12 protein-coding genes are annotated in these 16,153 nt (G+C 69.8%); 1 reads left to right on the plus strand and 11 read right to left on the minus strand.

What is annotated here, in order from left to right:
- Positions 1–279: 279 nt before the first annotated feature.
- Positions 280–1,596 carry a polynucleotide adenylyltransferase PcnB gene (pcnB, locus tag ACY0I8_RS10930; RefSeq protein ID WP_461394776.1) on the minus strand — a complete coding sequence of 439 codons (1,317 nt, stop codon included), beginning with the start codon at positions 1,594–1,596 and terminating at the stop codon, positions 280–282.
- 183 nt (positions 1,597–1,779) lie between these two features.
- Here pcnB and ACY0I8_RS10935 point away from each other — a divergent pair, with 183 nt between their 5' ends.
- Positions 1,780–3,093 (plus strand): IS701 family transposase, encoded by a 1,314-nt coding sequence (locus ACY0I8_RS10935; RefSeq protein WP_461394777.1) that lies wholly within the window; start codon positions 1,780–1,782, stop codon positions 3,091–3,093.
- 311 nt (positions 3,094–3,404) lie between these two features.
- Here ACY0I8_RS10935 and ACY0I8_RS10940 read toward each other — a convergent pair whose 3' ends face one another.
- The 10 genes from ACY0I8_RS10940 to groEL form a co-directional block, all read right to left on the minus strand.
- Positions 3,405–5,912: a Lon protease family protein gene (locus tag ACY0I8_RS10940; RefSeq protein WP_461394778.1), complete on the minus strand. Its 2,508-nt coding sequence runs from the start codon at positions 5,910–5,912 to the stop codon at positions 3,405–3,407.
- Between the two features lie 277 nt (positions 5,913–6,189).
- A complete protein-coding gene (locus tag ACY0I8_RS10945; RefSeq protein ID WP_461394779.1) occupies positions 6,190–6,585 on the minus strand; it encodes an Hsp20/alpha crystallin family protein in 396 nt (131 codons plus the stop codon).
- An 85-nt stretch (positions 6,586–6,670) separates the two neighbouring features.
- Positions 6,671–7,942 (minus strand): TRAP transporter large permease, encoded by a 1,272-nt coding sequence (locus ACY0I8_RS10950; protein WP_461394780.1) that lies wholly within the window; start codon positions 7,940–7,942, stop codon positions 6,671–6,673.
- Entirely contained in the window at positions 7,939–8,424 is a 486-nt protein-coding gene (locus ACY0I8_RS10955) for a TRAP transporter small permease (protein ID WP_461394781.1), read from the minus strand. The genes ACY0I8_RS10950 and ACY0I8_RS10955 overlap by 4 nt, the downstream gene beginning before the upstream one ends.
- 201 nt (positions 8,425–8,625) lie before the next feature.
- Positions 8,626–9,597 carry a TRAP transporter substrate-binding protein gene (locus tag ACY0I8_RS10960; protein WP_461394782.1) on the minus strand — a complete coding sequence of 324 codons (972 nt, stop codon included), beginning with the start codon at positions 9,595–9,597 and terminating at the stop codon, positions 8,626–8,628.
- Positions 9,598–9,662: 65 nt separating this feature from the next.
- Positions 9,663–10,982: a protoglobin domain-containing protein gene (locus ACY0I8_RS10965; RefSeq protein ID WP_461394783.1), complete on the minus strand. Its 1,320-nt coding sequence runs from the start codon at positions 10,980–10,982 to the stop codon at positions 9,663–9,665.
- Positions 10,979–12,196: a cytochrome c biogenesis protein ResB gene (locus ACY0I8_RS10970; RefSeq protein WP_461394784.1), complete on the minus strand. Its 1,218-nt coding sequence runs from the start codon at positions 12,194–12,196 to the stop codon at positions 10,979–10,981. Before ACY0I8_RS10970 ends, ACY0I8_RS10965 begins: the two co-directional genes overlap by 4 nt.
- Positions 12,197–12,243: 47 nt before the next feature.
- On the minus strand, positions 12,244–12,624 hold the full coding sequence (locus ACY0I8_RS10975; RefSeq protein WP_461394785.1) for a response regulator: 381 nt from the start codon (positions 12,622–12,624) through the stop codon (positions 12,244–12,246).
- Between the two features lies 1 nt (position 12,625).
- Positions 12,626–14,920, minus strand: coding sequence for a PAS domain-containing hybrid sensor histidine kinase/response regulator (locus ACY0I8_RS10980; RefSeq protein ID WP_461394786.1), 2,295 nt, complete (start codon positions 14,918–14,920; stop codon positions 12,626–12,628).
- 173 nt (positions 14,921–15,093) lie between these two features.
- Positions 15,094–16,153: chaperonin GroEL (gene groEL / locus ACY0I8_RS10985; RefSeq protein ID WP_461394787.1), on the minus strand; the 1,060-nt coding region annotated here is incomplete at its 5' end.

The raw sequence follows: 16,153 nt of genomic DNA on the forward strand, positions 1-16,153 counted from the left end.
CTTGGGAATCAAGAAACCGCCAGAAGTCCTTCGGATGGGCTGAGGACCTACATACACGCCGGGAAGGCGCACTTCGAGCTAACCGCCCGAAGTGTATCGCTTTTCCGGCTTCTTTGTGACTAGGTGGTGTCAAACTCGGGCTCAACCTTACGAACCGCCCGGTGCGGACCCGCATGCCGGGTGGTGTGGGAGGGGTCGGCGGAGCCGATGCTCCGCCGCCCCTATCCCGATTCTGGAGCCCCTCTTGGACCCGGGGGAAGGGGGATCGGGCGGCGGGCGTTACTCGCCTCCCGCGGGTTCGCCGGAAGGGGTACTCGGGCCGGGGGAGCCGGTTTTCTTCTTCCGCCGGCGCTTTCGCTTGCGCCCCTTACCGGCGCCCTTGGGGCGGTTCAGGTTTTCCAGGTACTTCTCCCAGTAGGCCACCACCTCGTCGAGATCGCCCGCGATCCGGGCCCAGGCGTTGAACCAGGCCCAGGCCTCGGGGAACTCGGGCTTCCGGACAAACCGGCCCTTGGTGCGGTACGCCTTGCCCCGGGCGATGCGGTAGAGGGAGAGGAGAAGTTCCCGGGCCTCGTGCCGGATGAAGGACGACACGTTGTACCGCCGGCCCAGGGACTCCACCGGCGGGGCGATGGCCTGCTGGGCCTCTTCCAGGTTCGCGCCGGGGGCCAGGGGGTAGCGCCGGGCCACGGTGGGGAGCACCAGGGCCGCCAGGGTGCGGGACTCGAGCACCCGTTCGCCGGCCCGTGCCGCCTCGTCCAGCCGCTCCAGGAGCGGGAACACGCCCTCCACCTCCTCGACCTCCGGAAGCAGGGCCTCGAATAGCCCCAGTTCGTGGGCCCGGGCCAGCACCTCGGCCAGGATGCCCCGCTCGGCCAGTTGCCGAAGTTCCTCCCGTAGCCGCGCCGGGGAGGCCTCGGCGATGCGGGGGGCGTTCCGGCGGATGCCCGCCTCGGTCTCGGGCTCGAGGCGGAACCCCAGCCGGGTGGCGAACTCCACGGCCCGGAGCATGCGCACGGGATCCTCGGTGAACCGGTCGTCCGGATCGCCGATGATCCGGATCACCCCCCGCCGGAGGTCCTCGATCCCCCCCACGTGGTCCACCACCGTGAAATCCGCGATGTTGTAAAAAAGGGCGTTCACGGTGAAGTCCCGGCGCCAGGCGTCCTCCTCGGGGGTGCCGAACACGTTGCCCGTGAGGTCCAGGTCCTCGGGGGGGATCTCCCCGGGATCCGGCTCCTCGTCCCAGGTGGCCTGGCCCCGGAACGTGCTCACCTCGATGATCTTTTCGGACTCTCCTTTCCGCCGGAAGTACACGTGGACGATCCGGAACCGCCGGCCGATCAGGCGGGAGTTCCGGAAGAGCCGGCGGATCTCGCTGGGCCGGGCGTTGGTGCCCACGTCGAAGTCCTTGGGCTCGCGGCCCAGCATGAGGTCGCGCACGGCCCCCCCGACGAGGTAGGCGAGATACCCCTCCCGGTGGAGCCGCCGGAGGATCCACAGGGCGTCCGGGTCGATGAGCTTGCGGCTGATGGGGTGTTCCGACCGGGGGAGCACCACCGGCCGGGATGGGGTCACATCGGGTGCGTCGTCCATGAATCCTGGACTTTAGAGTTTCGGACCCCCGGCAGAGCGGGCCGCAGAAAAAAAATGACCGTGCCACAAAAAAACTCTTGACATCGCGCGCGCTTCGCGCGTCGCGATCTAAAAGCGCAACTGCGCTTTTAGATCGCGACGGTCCTGGAGGGATGGTCTCTCTCCTCTCTCCAGGATGCCGCGATGAACCCCCAACATCTCAACCGACTCATTGCCGAACTGTGTGCTGCCATCACCTTCTTGGCCAAGGTCGTTCCCAAACGATCTGTCCGCACCTGGGTCGAACTGCTCTTCGGTGCCATGATGACCCATGGCGGCTTCGTCACCCATGCCTACCTCGCCGTTCGCCCCGGCCGCCACTGGACCACCTACTTCAAGTGGCTCCAGAATGGCCGCTGGTCCTGGGTCGCCCTCGGCCTCCAAACCGCTCGCCTCGCCCTGCGCCTATGCCCAACCGGGCGCCTGTACTTGCCCCTCGACGACACCGTCGTCTTCCGCTCGTCTCGCCGCGCACCAGAGGCGACGTTCCACCACCAGCATGGTACCAAACCCAATCGCCCCCGCTTTGCCCTGGGCCAAAACTGGGTCACCCTGGCCCTCGCCTTGGAGCGCGGCTCCCGTACGTTCGCCGTCCCGATCCTCTCCCGCCTGGTGCGCACTACCGGCAATGCCGGCAAACTCGTGGCGGCCAAAACCCTACTGCGTACGGGCCGATCGCTGTTTGCCCCCTACCGCGCCGTCGTCCTGCTCGACTGCTGGTACATGCGCCGCTCCCTCATCCAATGCGCCCAGACCCTGGGCTACCACGTCCTCGGACAGGTCCGAAGGGACACCGCCCTCCACCTACCCCCCGAACCCCGTCCCCCAGGCCGCCGAGGCCGTCCCCGCAAGTACGGGGCCAAACTCACGGCGGATCGGGTTCTTCAACTCCCCCTCGCCCAGATCCGCGTGGTTGTGTACGGCGCCCGGCACATCGCCCACTACCGAAGCGAGGTCGTCCTCGCCCGGTTCCTGGGAGGGCAGCGCGTGCGCGCCGTGTGGGTTACGCTCGAACGGGAAACCGGCGGCACCCGCTCGGCCCAACGGCTGTTGCTCTCGACCGACTTGACCCTCTCCCCCGAGGAGATCCTGCGGGCCTACAGCCGCCGCTGGGCCATCGAGGACCTCTTCAACCAGCTCAAGAACCGCTGGGGGTGGAAGGAGACCTGGCAGCAGACCCGACAGGTGTTGCACCGGTGGGTGCAGATCCTCTCGACCGGCTACGCGCTGCCCCAGGTGATCACCTACCAGGGGCTCTTGGACCCCCGTGATGTGCGATTCCTCTATCCCTGGCGCTATCAACAACCCCCGACGGCCGGGATGGTGCGCGATCTTATCGCCAGGGTTTTCGGCCATGTCGACCTTCGCGCCCTGTGGGACGCGAAGGGGCAGAAATTCGTTGTCCCCGAATGGGCTAACCCACCGCGCGACCCGCCAGATCGATCCAACGCGGCGTAAGCGCGGCCAATTCTCGTTACCGGCACGATGGATTCGGCTCTCATCTTCGGAGACCAGGGCCGCCGTGCCTCTAAAGTCCAGCATGAATCTTCACCGCTGGGAAGCTGGAAAGCTGGAAGGCCGAACCCCATGGGTTCGGGAGATACCGCCGAGCCCCGCCTGTAAGAGCCGGTTTCGCACCAGGGGCTGACGTTCCGGCGGTATCCGCCGTGGGGGTGGCGCAATCACCCCCCGTGACCGGCGGCCGCGCCCCCGTCCGGGGCGACTCTCCCCGTTGGAAGGCGGGCCGCCGACGGGCGGGCCCTGTGCGGTCACGACTCCCCGCCCTCGGGTTCGGGCGGTTTCGGCGGCGGGGCCGGTTCCCGGGGGCCCTCCTGCTCCTCCGTCTTGTCCTGGCCGTTTTCCTTCCTGTCCTTGCCTTGGTTTCGCTCCCGCAGGCGCCGGTCGAGTTCTTCGAGGGCCTCGTCCACGATGCCGTTCACGGTGCCGGGTTCCCCGGGTTGCCCGGCGCGGATCCCGGTGAGGATCTCGATCCCTTCGTCCACCGTGCGCACGGGGTAGATGTGGAAGCGGCCGGCCCGCACGGCCTCCACCACCTCGGGGTGGAGGACGAGATGGCGCACGTTGGCTTCGGGGATCATGACGCCCTGGCGGCCCGTGAGGCCGACGGCCTTGCACACCCGGTAGAAGCCCTCGATCTTTTCGTTGACCCCGCCGATGGCCTGGATTTCCCCGTTCTGGTTCACCGACCCGGTCACGGCGATGTCCTGGCGCAGCGGAAGGTTCCCGATGCGGGAAAGGAGCGCGTAAAGCTCGGTGGACGAGGCGCTGTCGCCGTCGATCCCCGAGTACGACTGCTCGAACGCGAGCGAGGCCGAGAACGACAGGGGCCGGTTCCGGCCGAACCGGTTCCGGAGGTAGCCGGCGAGGATCAGGACGCCCTTATCGTGGGTGGAGCCCGAAAGCCGGGCCTCCCGCTCGATGTTCACGATGCCGGCCGTGCCCATGCCGAGGCTCGCGGTGACCCGGGACGGCCGGCCGAAGGCGTACTCCCCGAGGCTCAAGACGGCGAGCCCGTTTACCTGCCCCACCTTCTTTCCGTCCACGTCGACGAGCAGGGTGCCCTCGGCGATGAGTTCCCGGATCCGCTCTTCCACGCGGTTCCACCGGAAGATCCGGTCCTCCAGGGCCTGGCGCACGTGCTCGGCCGAAACCCGGGCCGCGCCCGCCTCGGCGGCGAAGAACCCGGCCTCCCGCACCAGGTCGTCCACGTCTTCCAGCACGGCCGAGATCTTCTCCTTGTGCTCCACCCGGCGAGCCCCGAACCGCACGACCTCGGCCACGGCCCCCCGGTCGAAGGGGGGGAATCCCTCGACCTCGCAGATGTGGGCGATGCGCTGGGCGTAGGCCAGCACCCCGTCGCCGTCCCGGTCGGTGTCGGGCCCGAAGTCGGCGATCACCTTGAAGCACTCGGCGAACTCGGGGTCCCAGAAGGACAGGATGTGGAACAAGAGCCGGCTCCCGTACACCACGATGCGGGTGTTCACCGGGATCGGCTCGGGCACGAGCCCCGCCACGCTCAGGAAACTGAGCGGCTGGTAACTCTCGATCTCCACGAGCCCGCTCCGGAGCACCCGCTTGAGGCTCTTCCACACGAAGGGCTCGGTGATGGCGTCCTCCAGGTTGAACACCAGGTACCCGCCCGAGGCCTGGAGGATCTTCCCGGACTTGATCCGGGTGAAGTTCGTCACGAGTTTCCCGGTTTCGTCCACCACCTTCTCGATGGCGCCGAACAGGTTCCGGTAGGTGGGGCTCTCCTCGGTCAGCACCGGGGCGGCGTCGCGGCCCTCGTTGTCCACCACCACGTTGACCCGGTATTCCAGGAACCGGTCGGCCTGCAGCGCCCGGAGCATCGGGAGCGGGAACGGAAGGGCGGGTTTTTCGTCCTCCTGCCGGAACTTTTCCAGGTTTTCCAAGGTGTGGTCCCGCACGGCCTTGAGGTACTCGGCCACCCTGGGGTTCCCGTAGCGCGCCGCGATCTCCTCGATCAGGGGATCCACGATGCGGGCCGCGTAGACCTTGACGATCTGTTGGACCTCCCGGCCCAGGGCCTCCATCAGTTCCCGCTGTTTCTTGAACAGTTCCCGGGCCTCCCGGCCGAGGGCCTCCTGGGCCTCCCGGATACGCTGCTTCTCCTCGTCGGGGAGGGCCTCGTACTGGGACGGGTCCTCGATGGGCTTGCCTTCGATGAGGGGGATAAAGAGCAGTTGGCCCTGGGGAGTGGGTTGGACCACCAGGCCCTTCTCCCGGGCCGAGGCCTCGAACCGCTCCCGGAGTTCCTGGATCTGGGCGTCGTACTTCTTGGAGAGGGCCTCCTTTTCCTGCTCGAAGGTTTCGGTCTGGAACGCCTCGGGAATCTTCCGGCACAGCGTTTCGACGAACCCCTCCATGTCCCGGGCCAGTTGGCGGCCCTGGCCCGGTTCGAGCCGCAGGGCCAGCGGCCGGTCCGGGTCCCGGAAGTTGTACACGTACACCCAGTCGGGTGGGGGGGGGAGCGGGGGCAGGTGTTCCCGGATGAGGTCCCGGAGCAGGGCCTCCTTGCGGTTGCCCGTGAGCCCGAGGACGAACACGTTGTACCCCGGGGCCCGGATGCGGGTCCCGAGCCGCAGCGAGCGCAGGGCCCGCTCCTGGCCCAGGGGGCTCCGGCGGGGCTCCACCTCGTCCGTGGTCTCGAACGGGAACTCCTCGGGTCGGATCGGGGGCCCCAGGTCCTCGGGGCCGAGTTCCCTCGGTTTCCTCGCGCGTTTCTTTCGGGCCATGGGATCGAGACTCCTCCTGCTAGGCAACCGGCCGGCTAGGCGGCACGTGGCCTGGGCCTTGTGAAACCATGGGATAATCCCTGGCGGGTCCGGGGGCCGTGACGTAACGTGACGCCCGGATCGGCCCCCGCGATCGACCCTCGGGGAGGACGTGCAAATCTACGGTGCTCGGCGCAGGCAGGCTGCCACCCCCACGGTTCGACGCTTCGTTCGTGTTCCGAGCGAGAGGCCGCCTTTCCGGCCGCATCCCGCTCTGGGCAGGGCGGATCTGAAACGCTCACCCGCGTTTTGCGACCTCGACCACGAGCACGCCGTCCCGCAGGCGAGCCCGGACCGTGTTCGGGTCGGCGTCGGAGGGGAGCCGGAAGTTCCGGCGAAATGGCCCCGCGGGGCGCTCGGAGAGGTGCTGGCGGATCCCGCCTCCCCCGGGCCTGCGGCGGCGAACGCCTTCGATCCGCAGGGCGCCCTGTTCGGCCGTGATGCTGAGGTCGTTCGTCTCGACGCCCGGCAGATCCATCTCGATCCGGTACCGGTCCTCTTCCTCCACGACATCCACGGCGGGGCTCCAGGCGGGCGCGGTGCCCGGGGTCTGACCCCAGGCGGTGTGGACCAGGGTGTCGAACAGTCGGTCGATCTCGTGACGGCAGGAGAGCCAGAACCATTCCCTCGCCATGGGCGAACCTCGGTTCAGGGGGACGAAAGCGCCCAAAAACCTAACACCGCGTTCCCGCGGGGTCAAAACCGCTGGGCTCCCAGATTTATCCCGAAAACCAGTGGGTCAGCGGTGGCCAGAAGCTCACGAGCAGGAGATCGGCGAGAAGCACCACGAGGAACGGCAGCACCGCCCGGCTGATGGCCGCGATGCGTTCGTTGGCAAGGGCGCAACTTACGATCAGGCAGATTCCCAGCGGCGGGGTCAGCATGCCGATGGCGAGGTTCATGACCACGATGACCCCGAGTTGGGTCAGGTCCACCCCAAGCTTGGGCGCCAGCGGCACGATCACGGGCACCAGCAGGATGAGGCTCGCCGTGGTCTCGACAAAGGTTCCCGCCAGGAGGAGCACGGCGTTCACCAGCAGCATGAGGAGCACCGGGTTTTCGGTGATCCCCAGGAGCGCCGCGCTCAGGCGCGAGGGAATGTCCTCGATGGCCAGGAGCCAGGAGAACGCGCTCGCGGCCGAGATGATGAACAGAATCACGGCGGCCGTGATGGATCCTCGCACGAAGATCGGCGGCATGTCGCGCCAGCGTAGCTCCCGGTACACGAACCGTCCGACGAACACGGCATAGCCCACGGCCACGGCGGCCGACTCGGTGGCCGTGAACACGCCGCCCAGGATGCCGCCGAGAATGACCACCGGGGCGCCGAGGGCCCAGAGGGCGTCCCGGAACGTGGTCCAGACCCGCGCCAGCGAGAACGCCTGGCTCGCCCCGTATCCCCGGCGGCGGGACACCAGGGCGCTCACCGCGATGAGGCTCGTGCCCATCAGCACCCCGGGCAGGATGCCCCCGGCGAACAGCTTGCCGATGCTCGCGCCGGTCAGGAACCCGAAGATGATCATCGGGATCGACGGCGGGATGACCACCCCGATGCTGCCGCCGGCCGCCTGGACGGCACCGGCAAAGGCCGGGGCGTAGCCGCGGGAGATCATGGCGGGCACCAGGATGCCGCCCACCGCGGCCGTGTCGGCCGCCGCCGAGCCCGAGATGCCGGCGAAGAACATGGCCGAGGCCACGGCCACGGCCGCCAGCCCCCCCGGAAGCCAGCCCACCAGGGCGTCGGCGAAGGCCACGATGCGCCGGGAGATGCCGCCGGCCTCCATGAGGCCCCCGGCGTAAAGGAACAACGGCACGGCCATGAGCGGGAACGAGTCCACCCCGCCGTACATCCGCTGGACGGCCGTGATCAGCGGGAAGTCCCCGCCGGCCACGAACGCGGCCACCGATGCGAGCCCGATCGCCACGGCGATGGGGACCTCGAGGAGAAAAAGCCCCGCCAGGACCCCGAGGAGGACGCCGGTCACGCTCATTCGCGGGCCCCCCCACCCCGCAACGTGGCCAAGAGGTCCACGAAGGCGTGGAACGCGAGGATCGCGCCCCCCAGGGGCACCACGGCCGCCGGCACGCTCCGGCTCAGCCCGGTGGCGCTCATGACCCCCCGCCGGGCGAACCAGGCGAACTCCGCGCCGTAGATGGCCAGGAAGAGCCCGAACGCCATCCCGCACAGGCAGGCGAAGGCCTGGGCCCACCGCCGGACCCCACCGGGCAGGCGGCCGGTCAACACGTCGATCCCGATGTGGGCGCCCCGGGCCCAGGCCGCCGAGGCGCCGAGGAAGGTCAGCGCGATCAGGATCATCCGGCCCACCTCCTCGCTCCAGAAGATCGAGTGGTTGAGCCCGTACCGGGCCACCACCTGGGCCAGCGTGAGGGCCGACATGCCGATCGCCAGAACACACAACAGGGCCTCCACGGCGCGATTGAGCGCCGCGGAGGCCGCCTGGAGATGCTTCATCCGTTCCTGTCCCTCTGGGGCACGGCTCCGGGCGGCGAGACCTTCGGCCCGGTGTTCCCAGATCCGCTCAGCGGCCGCCTGCCGCGTGGGTTCGCACCCCCCGTGGTCTTCCCCCTCCCGGAACCCGCCCTCGGGCGCCCCTACCCGCCGGGTACACCCTGGAGTGGGGCGGCCTTCCGGCGTTCCCGCCTCCCAGCCGCCTCACTTCGTTGCCGCCAGGAACTTCTCCAGGAGTTCGGCCGTGCCGGGCCTCCGGAACATCTCGAGGTCCTTGAGCCCGGCCACCTTGGCCCGGAACGAGTCGATGTCCGGGTGCTCGTCCACGATCATGCCGGCCTCCTTGAGCTTCGCCAAGAAGTCGGCCTCGTTCGACCGGTTCCAGTTGCGCTCGTACCGGGCCGCCTCCCGGGCCGCCTCGGCCAGCAAATTCCGGATGGCCTCGGGCAGGCCGTTGAACCAGTCCAGGTTGGCGAGCACGGCGTGGGCCGAGTAGACGTGGCCGGTCAGCGACAGGTATTTCTGGACCTCGTAAAGCTTGTAGGTCCAGGCCACCCACAGGGGGTTCTCCTGGCCGTCGATCGTGCCCTGCTCGAGTTCGGTGTAGATGGGCCAGGCCATGGGGGTGGGGTTTGCCCCGAGGGCGCGCCACAGTTCCTTGTGGAGGGTGCTCTCCATGACCCGGATCTTGAGGCCCTTCACATCGTCCACCGTGTGGACCGGCCGCACCCGGTTCGTGAGGTGGCGAAACCCGTTCTCGGTGAACGCGAGCCCCTTGAACCCGGCCGACTCCATGCGCTTTAGGATCTCGGCGCCCAGGGGGCCGTCGAGCACCTGGTCCACCTGTTCGTAGCTCTTGAAGAGGAAGGGGAACGCCACCACGTCCACCTCGGGCACGAACGCGTCGATGGGCCCCAGGGTGATGACCCCCATCTGCACACTGCCCATCTGGATCTGCTGTAGGATCTCGGTTTCCGAGCCCAGGGAGGCGCTGTGGTAGATCTTGACGGTCACGTCCCCGCCCGACCGGGTCTCGACGATCTCCTTGAACTTCTCGGCGGCCACGTTCTGGGCCGACCCGGGTTTTGTGACCACCCCGAGCTTGATCTCGGTTTTGGCAGCGGCCGGGGCCGCGATCGCGAGGCCGAGGGCGAGGGACACGAGGAGTTTCCGCATGGCGAGCCTCCTTTCCGAGGAAGGGCGCCTGGGGAAGCGGGCGCCAAAACGAACGGCGAAAAACCTTAATCCCGCCCGGTGCCCGAGTCAACGCCGCCCCCGGCCACCGGTAGCTCCAGAACGAACAGGCTCCCGCCCGGGCCCGACTCGGCCAGGACGAGCCGGCCCCCCATCCGCTCCACCGCCTTCCGGGCGAGCGGCAATCCCATACCAAGCCCGGTGACCTCCCGGGTGTCCCCCGCGTCCACCTGGTGGAACGGTTCGAAGATCCGTTCCCGGTGCTCCGGGGGCACGCCCGGCCCGGTGTCCCAGACTTCCAGTCGGAGCCGGCCGTCGGTCTCCCGGGCCCGGACGCCGATCCGGCCCGACCGGGTGAACTTGACCGCGTTCTCCACCAGGTGGCCCAGGGCGAGCCGGAGCGCCTCGGGGTCGCCCTCGACGAGGGGAAGCGGCCGCTCGATCTCGGCCTCGAACCCGAGCCCTTTCCCGGCGGCCAGGTCCTCGCCGGCGCGGCACACCTCGTCCACGAGGGGCGCGGGGTCGAAGGGCTCGGGCCGCCCCAGGGCCGCGGCCGCGAGTTTCGCCGCGTCGAGCATCTGGTCCACCATCTCCACCAGCCGCTCGCCGTGCCGGCGGATCCGGCGGAGGGCCTCCCGCTGCTCGGGGTTCACCGGTCCCTCGATCTCATCGGCCAAGAGATCGGCGAACCCCAGGATGGCGTTGAGGGGGGTGCGCAGCTCGTGGCTCACCTGGGCCAGGAACGCCTCCTTCAGCCGGGCGGCCTCCTGGGCACGGGAAAACGCCTCGGCCAGCGCCCGGTTCCGGGCCTCCAGCTCCTGGGCCAACTCCCGAAGCCTCTGGTTGGCCCGGACGATGGCCTCGTTTCGGGTGTAAAAGTAGGCGTCGAGGGCGAGTTGGAGGTCGAGGAACACGACCTTCTCGAGGGCGGCCATCCACCTGAGGGCGGTGGGAGAGCCGACGCCGGCGGCCAGGAGTTCCTCTCGCACGAGTTCGAGGAATTTCCGGTACGATCCGGTGTACCACGGGGGTTCGAGACCGACCCGCTCGTGCACGAACCCGATCCGCAGCCGCTCGTGGAAGTACCGCCGGTCGTAGGGCCCGGTGAGAAGACTTCGGAAGTACCGGGTCTGGACCACCCGCAGATGGTCTTGCACGCCGGCGCGGGCCATCAGGTTCCGGGTCTCGGGCCGTTTGAGGAGGAACCGGTGCCAGCGGTCCACGAGGCCTTCGAGCCTCGGGTCGAGGATGGCGAGAAGATTCCGCAGGGCCTCCCGGTCGGCGGGCGTGAGACCCAGGAACCCAAGCCGGGCGCGGCGGCGGGCGGCATCGAGCCCCAGGGCGGCGGTCCAGTCCCGGGGGGTCACGGGGCCGCCTCCCGGTCGTCCGCCCCGTCCCCGGATGCCGTCAGACGGGCGCGCAGCTCTGCCGCCGTCCGGCCCGTGGCCACCGCCCGCACCTCCCCTTCCTCCTCCCACACCCAGGCCCCCCGGCCGGCCCACAGGAGGGCGAGGCCCGCGACGAGCGAGGCCGACCCCAGCCACACCGCGGGCTGCCCCGGGTCCCGGGTGATCTGGAACCCCACCCACGGGAACCCGTACGGGTCGGCCCCCCAGGCCGTGAGGAAGATCCGGAGCCCCCCGTGCACGAGGGGTTCGTTCACCGCGACCACGGCCGTCCGGGTCGGGGTGCCGTCGGGCGCGAGCACCTCGACCCGGGCTTCGACCCGCCGGACCTCCGGGTCGCGGAACCCCAAGGGCGTGAAGTCCACCGGGCACCCCTGCCGCCGGTCCCGGGAGAAGGGGCCCAGGGTCCCCTCGGGTCCCTCGACCCAGAAGGTGAGGTCCTTGGTCTCCCGGTCGAACCGGCCGAGGTGCACCGTGTAGGGCGAGTCCGGCACCTCGATCCGGGCGCCCTCGCGGGTCACGACCTCCACCGGCTCCCCGCCGGGCCGGCCCAGGCGGACCTTCAGGGGGGTGGGATAGTGGAGCTCCCGGAACTCGGTCACCCGCAGCCGGAAGGGCAGGGGGCGGTCCCGGCCGGCCGACCAGTCGTAGAAGGCTCCCATCTCGTCGCCCACGTGGACCGTCTGGGTCCCGACGAATCCGGCCAGGCTGCCCCACAGGGCGCCGGCAAAGATCACGGGGAGCGAGAGGTGAACCAGGGGGAACCCGAGGAACGCCCACGGCCACCGACTCGCCCGGAGGGGCGATGCCGTGCGGATCCGGAACCCGGCGGACCGGAGCCGCTCGGCAAGATCGGGGGCGGCCGGCCCCGGCACGCGCACGGTGGGGTCGGCCCGGCCGCGAAAGGCGAGCCACCCCCTGCGGGACCGGCCCGCGGCGCACGCGAGGAGGTTCAGGGTAAACAGCGCGAGAAGCCCCCGGTACAGGGGGCTCGTGAAGAACCGGTCGAACCCCAGGGTCAGGAGCAGCGGCCCCGCCCGGGGGAACCGGCGCAGGAACTCGCCGGGGTCGAGGTTCTGGGGGAGCCAGGTGCCCAGGGCCGCGGCGGCCGCGAGCACCAAAAGGAGCGCGACGGCGAGCCGCACCGAGCCCAGGCGGCGTAGGACTGTCGGCATCGGATCCTCGCAAAGGAACCGATGCTAGGGGAGCCCGAGGGGATGCGTCAAGACGAGGGGTCCCCCGCGAGGGCCTCGTTCACGGCCGCGAGGAGTTCCCGTCGGGAGAAGGGTTTTTTCAGGGTCACGACGCCCTTGAAGGTGCGCGCGGTCGACAGGAAGTTGAGCTTCCCGGTGCGGCCCCCGCCCGAGGTGGCCACGATGGGCAGCCGGGGATCGCGCTCCCTCAGTTCCTTGATCAGCACGAGCCCGCCCTTGTTGGGCATGAGGATGTCGGTCAGCACGAGATCCGGGGACCAGGCGCGGTACAGTTCCAGCGCCTCCTCCCCGTCCGCAGCGTCCCTCACCTCGTGGCCGGCCTGCTCGAGCATCTGCCGCACCACGTCCCGCACGTGCTCCTCGTCGTCCACCACCAGGATTTTTGCCATCTCAGTCCTCCCTTTGCGCGGCCTTCCGGGCCGCGAGCCTCCGGAGCGCGCCGGCCAGCTGGGTCCGCCGGATGGGTTTTGTCAGGATCTCCGATGCCCCGGCCGCCCGGGCCCGTTCGGCCACCTCGGGTTCCATGTGGCCCGTGAACAGGACGACCTCCACCCAGGGAAACGCTTCCCGGATGCGCCGGGCCAGTTCCTCGCCCGGGATCCCGGGCATCGACCGGTCGGTGAGAACCACCTCCACCCCCGGTTCCCGGGCCAGGATCTCCAGGGCCTCCTCGGCCGAGACGGCCAGGACCACCTCGTGGCCCAACCCGGTCAGGAGGTCCCGGGTGATCTCCCGGACGGCCTCCTCGTCGTCCACCACCAGCACCCGGAGCGGGGTGGCCTCCGGGGCGGGGCCGGGGTCGGGAGCCCGGTCCGCGGCCCCGTCCACCGCGGGCAGGAAAACCTCGAACAGGCTACCACGGCCCGGGGCGGTTTCCACCCGGATCGTCCCGCCGGCCGCCCGCACCACCCCGTACACCACCGAGAGCCCCAGGCCCGTGCCCTCGCCCACGGGGCGGGTGGTGAAGAACGGCTCGAAGATCCGGTCGGCGGTGGCGGGGTCCATGCCGCAGCCGGTGTCGGCAACGGACAGGCGGTAGTAGACCCCGGGGGAGAGATCTGGGGGTAGGGGCGGGGAGGCGTCCACCCGCTCCACCGCCAGCGACACCCGGCCCGGGCCCGGGCCCAGGGCCTTGACGGCGTTGGTGGCGAGGTTGAGCACCACCTGCTGGGCCTGGGCGGGGTCCACGGGCACGAAGCAAGGGTGGGCCGGGGCGGTCCATTCCACCTCCACCACCGAGGGGGTCGTGGCCCGGAGCATCTCGGCCACCGTTTCGGTCTCGGCCCGCAGATCGGCCCGGCCGTCCCCGTCGGGGTCGGCCCGGGAGAACTGGAGGATCTGGGTCACCAGATCCCGTGCACGCTCCCCGGCCCGCAGGATCCGCTCCAGATGTTTGGGGCCGGGCCCGTCGGGGCGCACCTCGGTTTCCAGCAGTTCGGCGCTGCCCAGGATGCCCATGAGCAGGTTATTGAAATCGTGGGCGATGCCCCCGGCGAGGGTCCCCAGGGCCCGCAGCCGCTCGGCCCGCAGCCGCTCCCGCTCCCAGCGCACCTCCTCGGTCACGTCCCGGAAGATGCACAACCCGTAGCGAGGCGTTCCCCGGTCGTCTCGCACCACCGTGGCCGTGACGTCGAGCACGATCTCCCGGCCGTCGGGGCGCCGTTTGCCCACCCGGCCCGACCAGCGCCCGGTGGCGAGCAGATGCCGCCGGGCCTCCTTGGCGTCGAACCCGGGGTCGGTGTTTTCGAGCACCTCGCCGAGGGGCAGCCCCCGGGCCCGGTCCACCGGAACCCCGAGGATGGCCTCGTAGGCCGGGTTGGCCGACAGGATGCGGGCCTCGTGGTCGGTGATCACGATGGCCTCGGCCGCCTGGTCCACGGCCAGGGCCAGGCGCTCCCGGTCGGCCTCGGCCCGCTTCAGCTCGGTCACGTCGTGGAGGGTCTCCACCACGGCGACGATCCGGCCGGCCTCGTCGCGGACCGGGGCCGCCTCGAAGGCGATGTGGCGCACCTTCCCGCCGAGGCTTCGGAAGGCGCGCTCGGCCCGCACCGCGTCCGGGGCCAGGGGCGAGGGGCCGAACACCGGATAGAGTTCCGGCCCGCGATCGGTCCGGCCGTCGAGCACGAGGTCGGCCAGGGTGGGGCGGGGTTCGTCGTAGAACGCGCTCCAGTGCCGGTTGGTGCCCACGACCTCCTCGGCCCGAACCCCGGTGAGCCGCTCGCAGGCCCGGTTCCAGAGGGTGCAGCGGTGCTCCCGGTCGATGGCGAACACGGCCACCCCGGCCGAGTCGAGAACATCCCGCAGGAACCGTTTGCGCCCGGCCAGGCTCTCTTCGGCCTCCCGCCGGGCCGTGATGTCCCGGATGATCGCCACCTTGTAGCGGCGCCCACCCCGCTCCACCGGCACGTTGACCACGTGGTACCACCGGCCGTCCTGGGGGCTTTGCACCTCCCAGGTGTGGGCCCGGCCCTGGCCGATCACGAGGTCGTTGGGGCACCAGGGGCACGGCTCCGGCAGGCCGTGGAGCGCCTCGTGGCAGCGTTCCCCCGTGGCGTCCCGGCCGGTGCGCCGCACGAGGGCCGGGTTCATGTAGGCGATCCGCAGGTCCTCGGAGCACACGTACACGAGGTCGTCGGTGGCCTCCACCACCAGGCGCGCCCAGTCCCTGGGGCTCGGGTCGGTCATGCATCCTCCGCGGGAAGGGGGTCGCCCCCGGACCGATTTCTGATCGGCCGTGGGCGTGTTTCACTTGAGTGCAGAGATGGAAAAAAGTTTAGTCTGTGGAAAGTATTGCAAAGAAAAACGGGGCCCGGGTCGACCCCGGGCCCCGTCGGAGCGCTCGTACGGCGTGGCAGGGCTTAGAAGTCCTCCATGCCGGCGCCAGGCGCGGCCGAACCCTTCTCCTCCTTCGGGAGTTCGGCCACCATGGCCTCGGTGGTGAGCAGCAGGCCCGCCACGCTGGCGGCGTTCTGGAGGGCCGTGCGGGTGACCTTGGTCGGGTCGATGATGCCGGCCTCCATCATGTCCACGTACTTCTCCTGGTAGGCGTCGAAGCCCTCGGTGAGCTTGCGGCCCTTCACCTCGTTCACCACCACGGAGGGCTCGAGGCCGGCGTTGGCCACGATCTGCCGCAGCGGCTCCTCGAGGGCCCGCTTCACGATGTTCACGCCCACCATCTGGGGCTCGGGCAGCTTCAGGTCGTTCAGGGCATCGATGCACCGGATCAGGGCCACGCCGCCGCCGGGCACGATGCCCTCCTCCACGGCCGCCCGGGTGGCGTGCAGGGCGTCCTCGACCCGGGCCTTCTTCTCCTTCATCTCGGCCTCGGTGGCCGCGCCCACGTTGATCACGGCCACGCCGCCCACCAGCTTGGCGAGCCGCTCCTGGAGCTTCTCACGATCGTAGTCGGAGGTGGTCTCCTCGATCTGGGCCCGGATCTGCTTGACCCGGTCCTGGATCGCCTGGGCGCTGCCGGCGCCGTCGATGATGGTGGTGGTGTCCTTGTCCACCCGGATCGTCTTGGCCTGGCCGAGGTCGGTGAGTTGGGCGTTTTCGAGCTTCAGGCCCACCTCCTCGCTGATGACCTGGCCGCCGGTCAGGATGGCGATGTCCTGAAGCATGGCCTTGCGGCGGTCGCCGAAGCCCGGGGCCTTCACGGCCGTGCACTGCAGGGTGCCCCGGAGCTTGTTCACCACCAGGGTCGCCAGGGCCTCGCCCTCCACGTCCTCGGCGATCACGAGGAACGGCTTGCCCGTGTTGGCGATCTTCTCGAGGATGGGCAGGAGGGTCTTCATCGAGCTGATCTTGCCGTCGTGGATGAGCACGTAGGCGTCCTTCAGCTCGGCCTCCATCCGCTCGGCGTTGGTCACGAAGTAGGGGCTGATGTACCCGCGGTCGAACTGCATGCCTTCGACCACC

This window comes from Deferrisoma sp., from assembly GCF_054681715.1.

What these genes read in the sequence shown, in the direction of transcription:
- pcnB (WP_461394776.1), bottom strand. Translation starts at nt 1,596, where the DNA reads ATGGACGACGCACCCGATGTGACCCCATCCCGGCCGGTGGTGCTCCCC.
- ACY0I8_RS10935 (WP_461394777.1), top strand. Translation starts at nt 1,780, where the DNA reads ATGAACCCCCAACATCTCAACCGACTCATTGCCGAACTGTGTGCTGCC.
- ACY0I8_RS10940 (WP_461394778.1), bottom strand. Translation starts at nt 5,912, where the DNA reads ATGGCCCGAAAGAAACGCGCGAGGAAACCGAGGGAACTCGGCCCCGAG.
- ACY0I8_RS10945 (WP_461394779.1), bottom strand. Translation starts at nt 6,585, where the DNA reads ATGGCGAGGGAATGGTTCTGGCTCTCCTGCCGTCACGAGATCGACCGA.
- ACY0I8_RS10950 (WP_461394780.1), bottom strand. Translation starts at nt 7,942, where the DNA reads ATGAGCGTGACCGGCGTCCTCCTCGGGGTCCTGGCGGGGCTTTTTCTC.
- ACY0I8_RS10955 (WP_461394781.1), bottom strand. Translation starts at nt 8,424, where the DNA reads ATGAAGCATCTCCAGGCGGCCTCCGCGGCGCTCAATCGCGCCGTGGAG.
- ACY0I8_RS10960 (WP_461394782.1), bottom strand. Translation starts at nt 9,597, where the DNA reads ATGCGGAAACTCCTCGTGTCCCTCGCCCTCGGCCTCGCGATCGCGGCC.
- ACY0I8_RS10970 (WP_461394784.1), bottom strand. Translation starts at nt 12,196, where the DNA reads ATGCCGACAGTCCTACGCCGCCTGGGCTCGGTGCGGCTCGCCGTCGCG.
- ACY0I8_RS10975 (WP_461394785.1), bottom strand. Translation starts at nt 12,624, where the DNA reads ATGGCAAAAATCCTGGTGGTGGACGACGAGGAGCACGTGCGGGACGTG.
- ACY0I8_RS10980 (WP_461394786.1), bottom strand. Translation starts at nt 14,920, where the DNA reads ATGACCGACCCGAGCCCCAGGGACTGGGCGCGCCTGGTGGTGGAGGCC.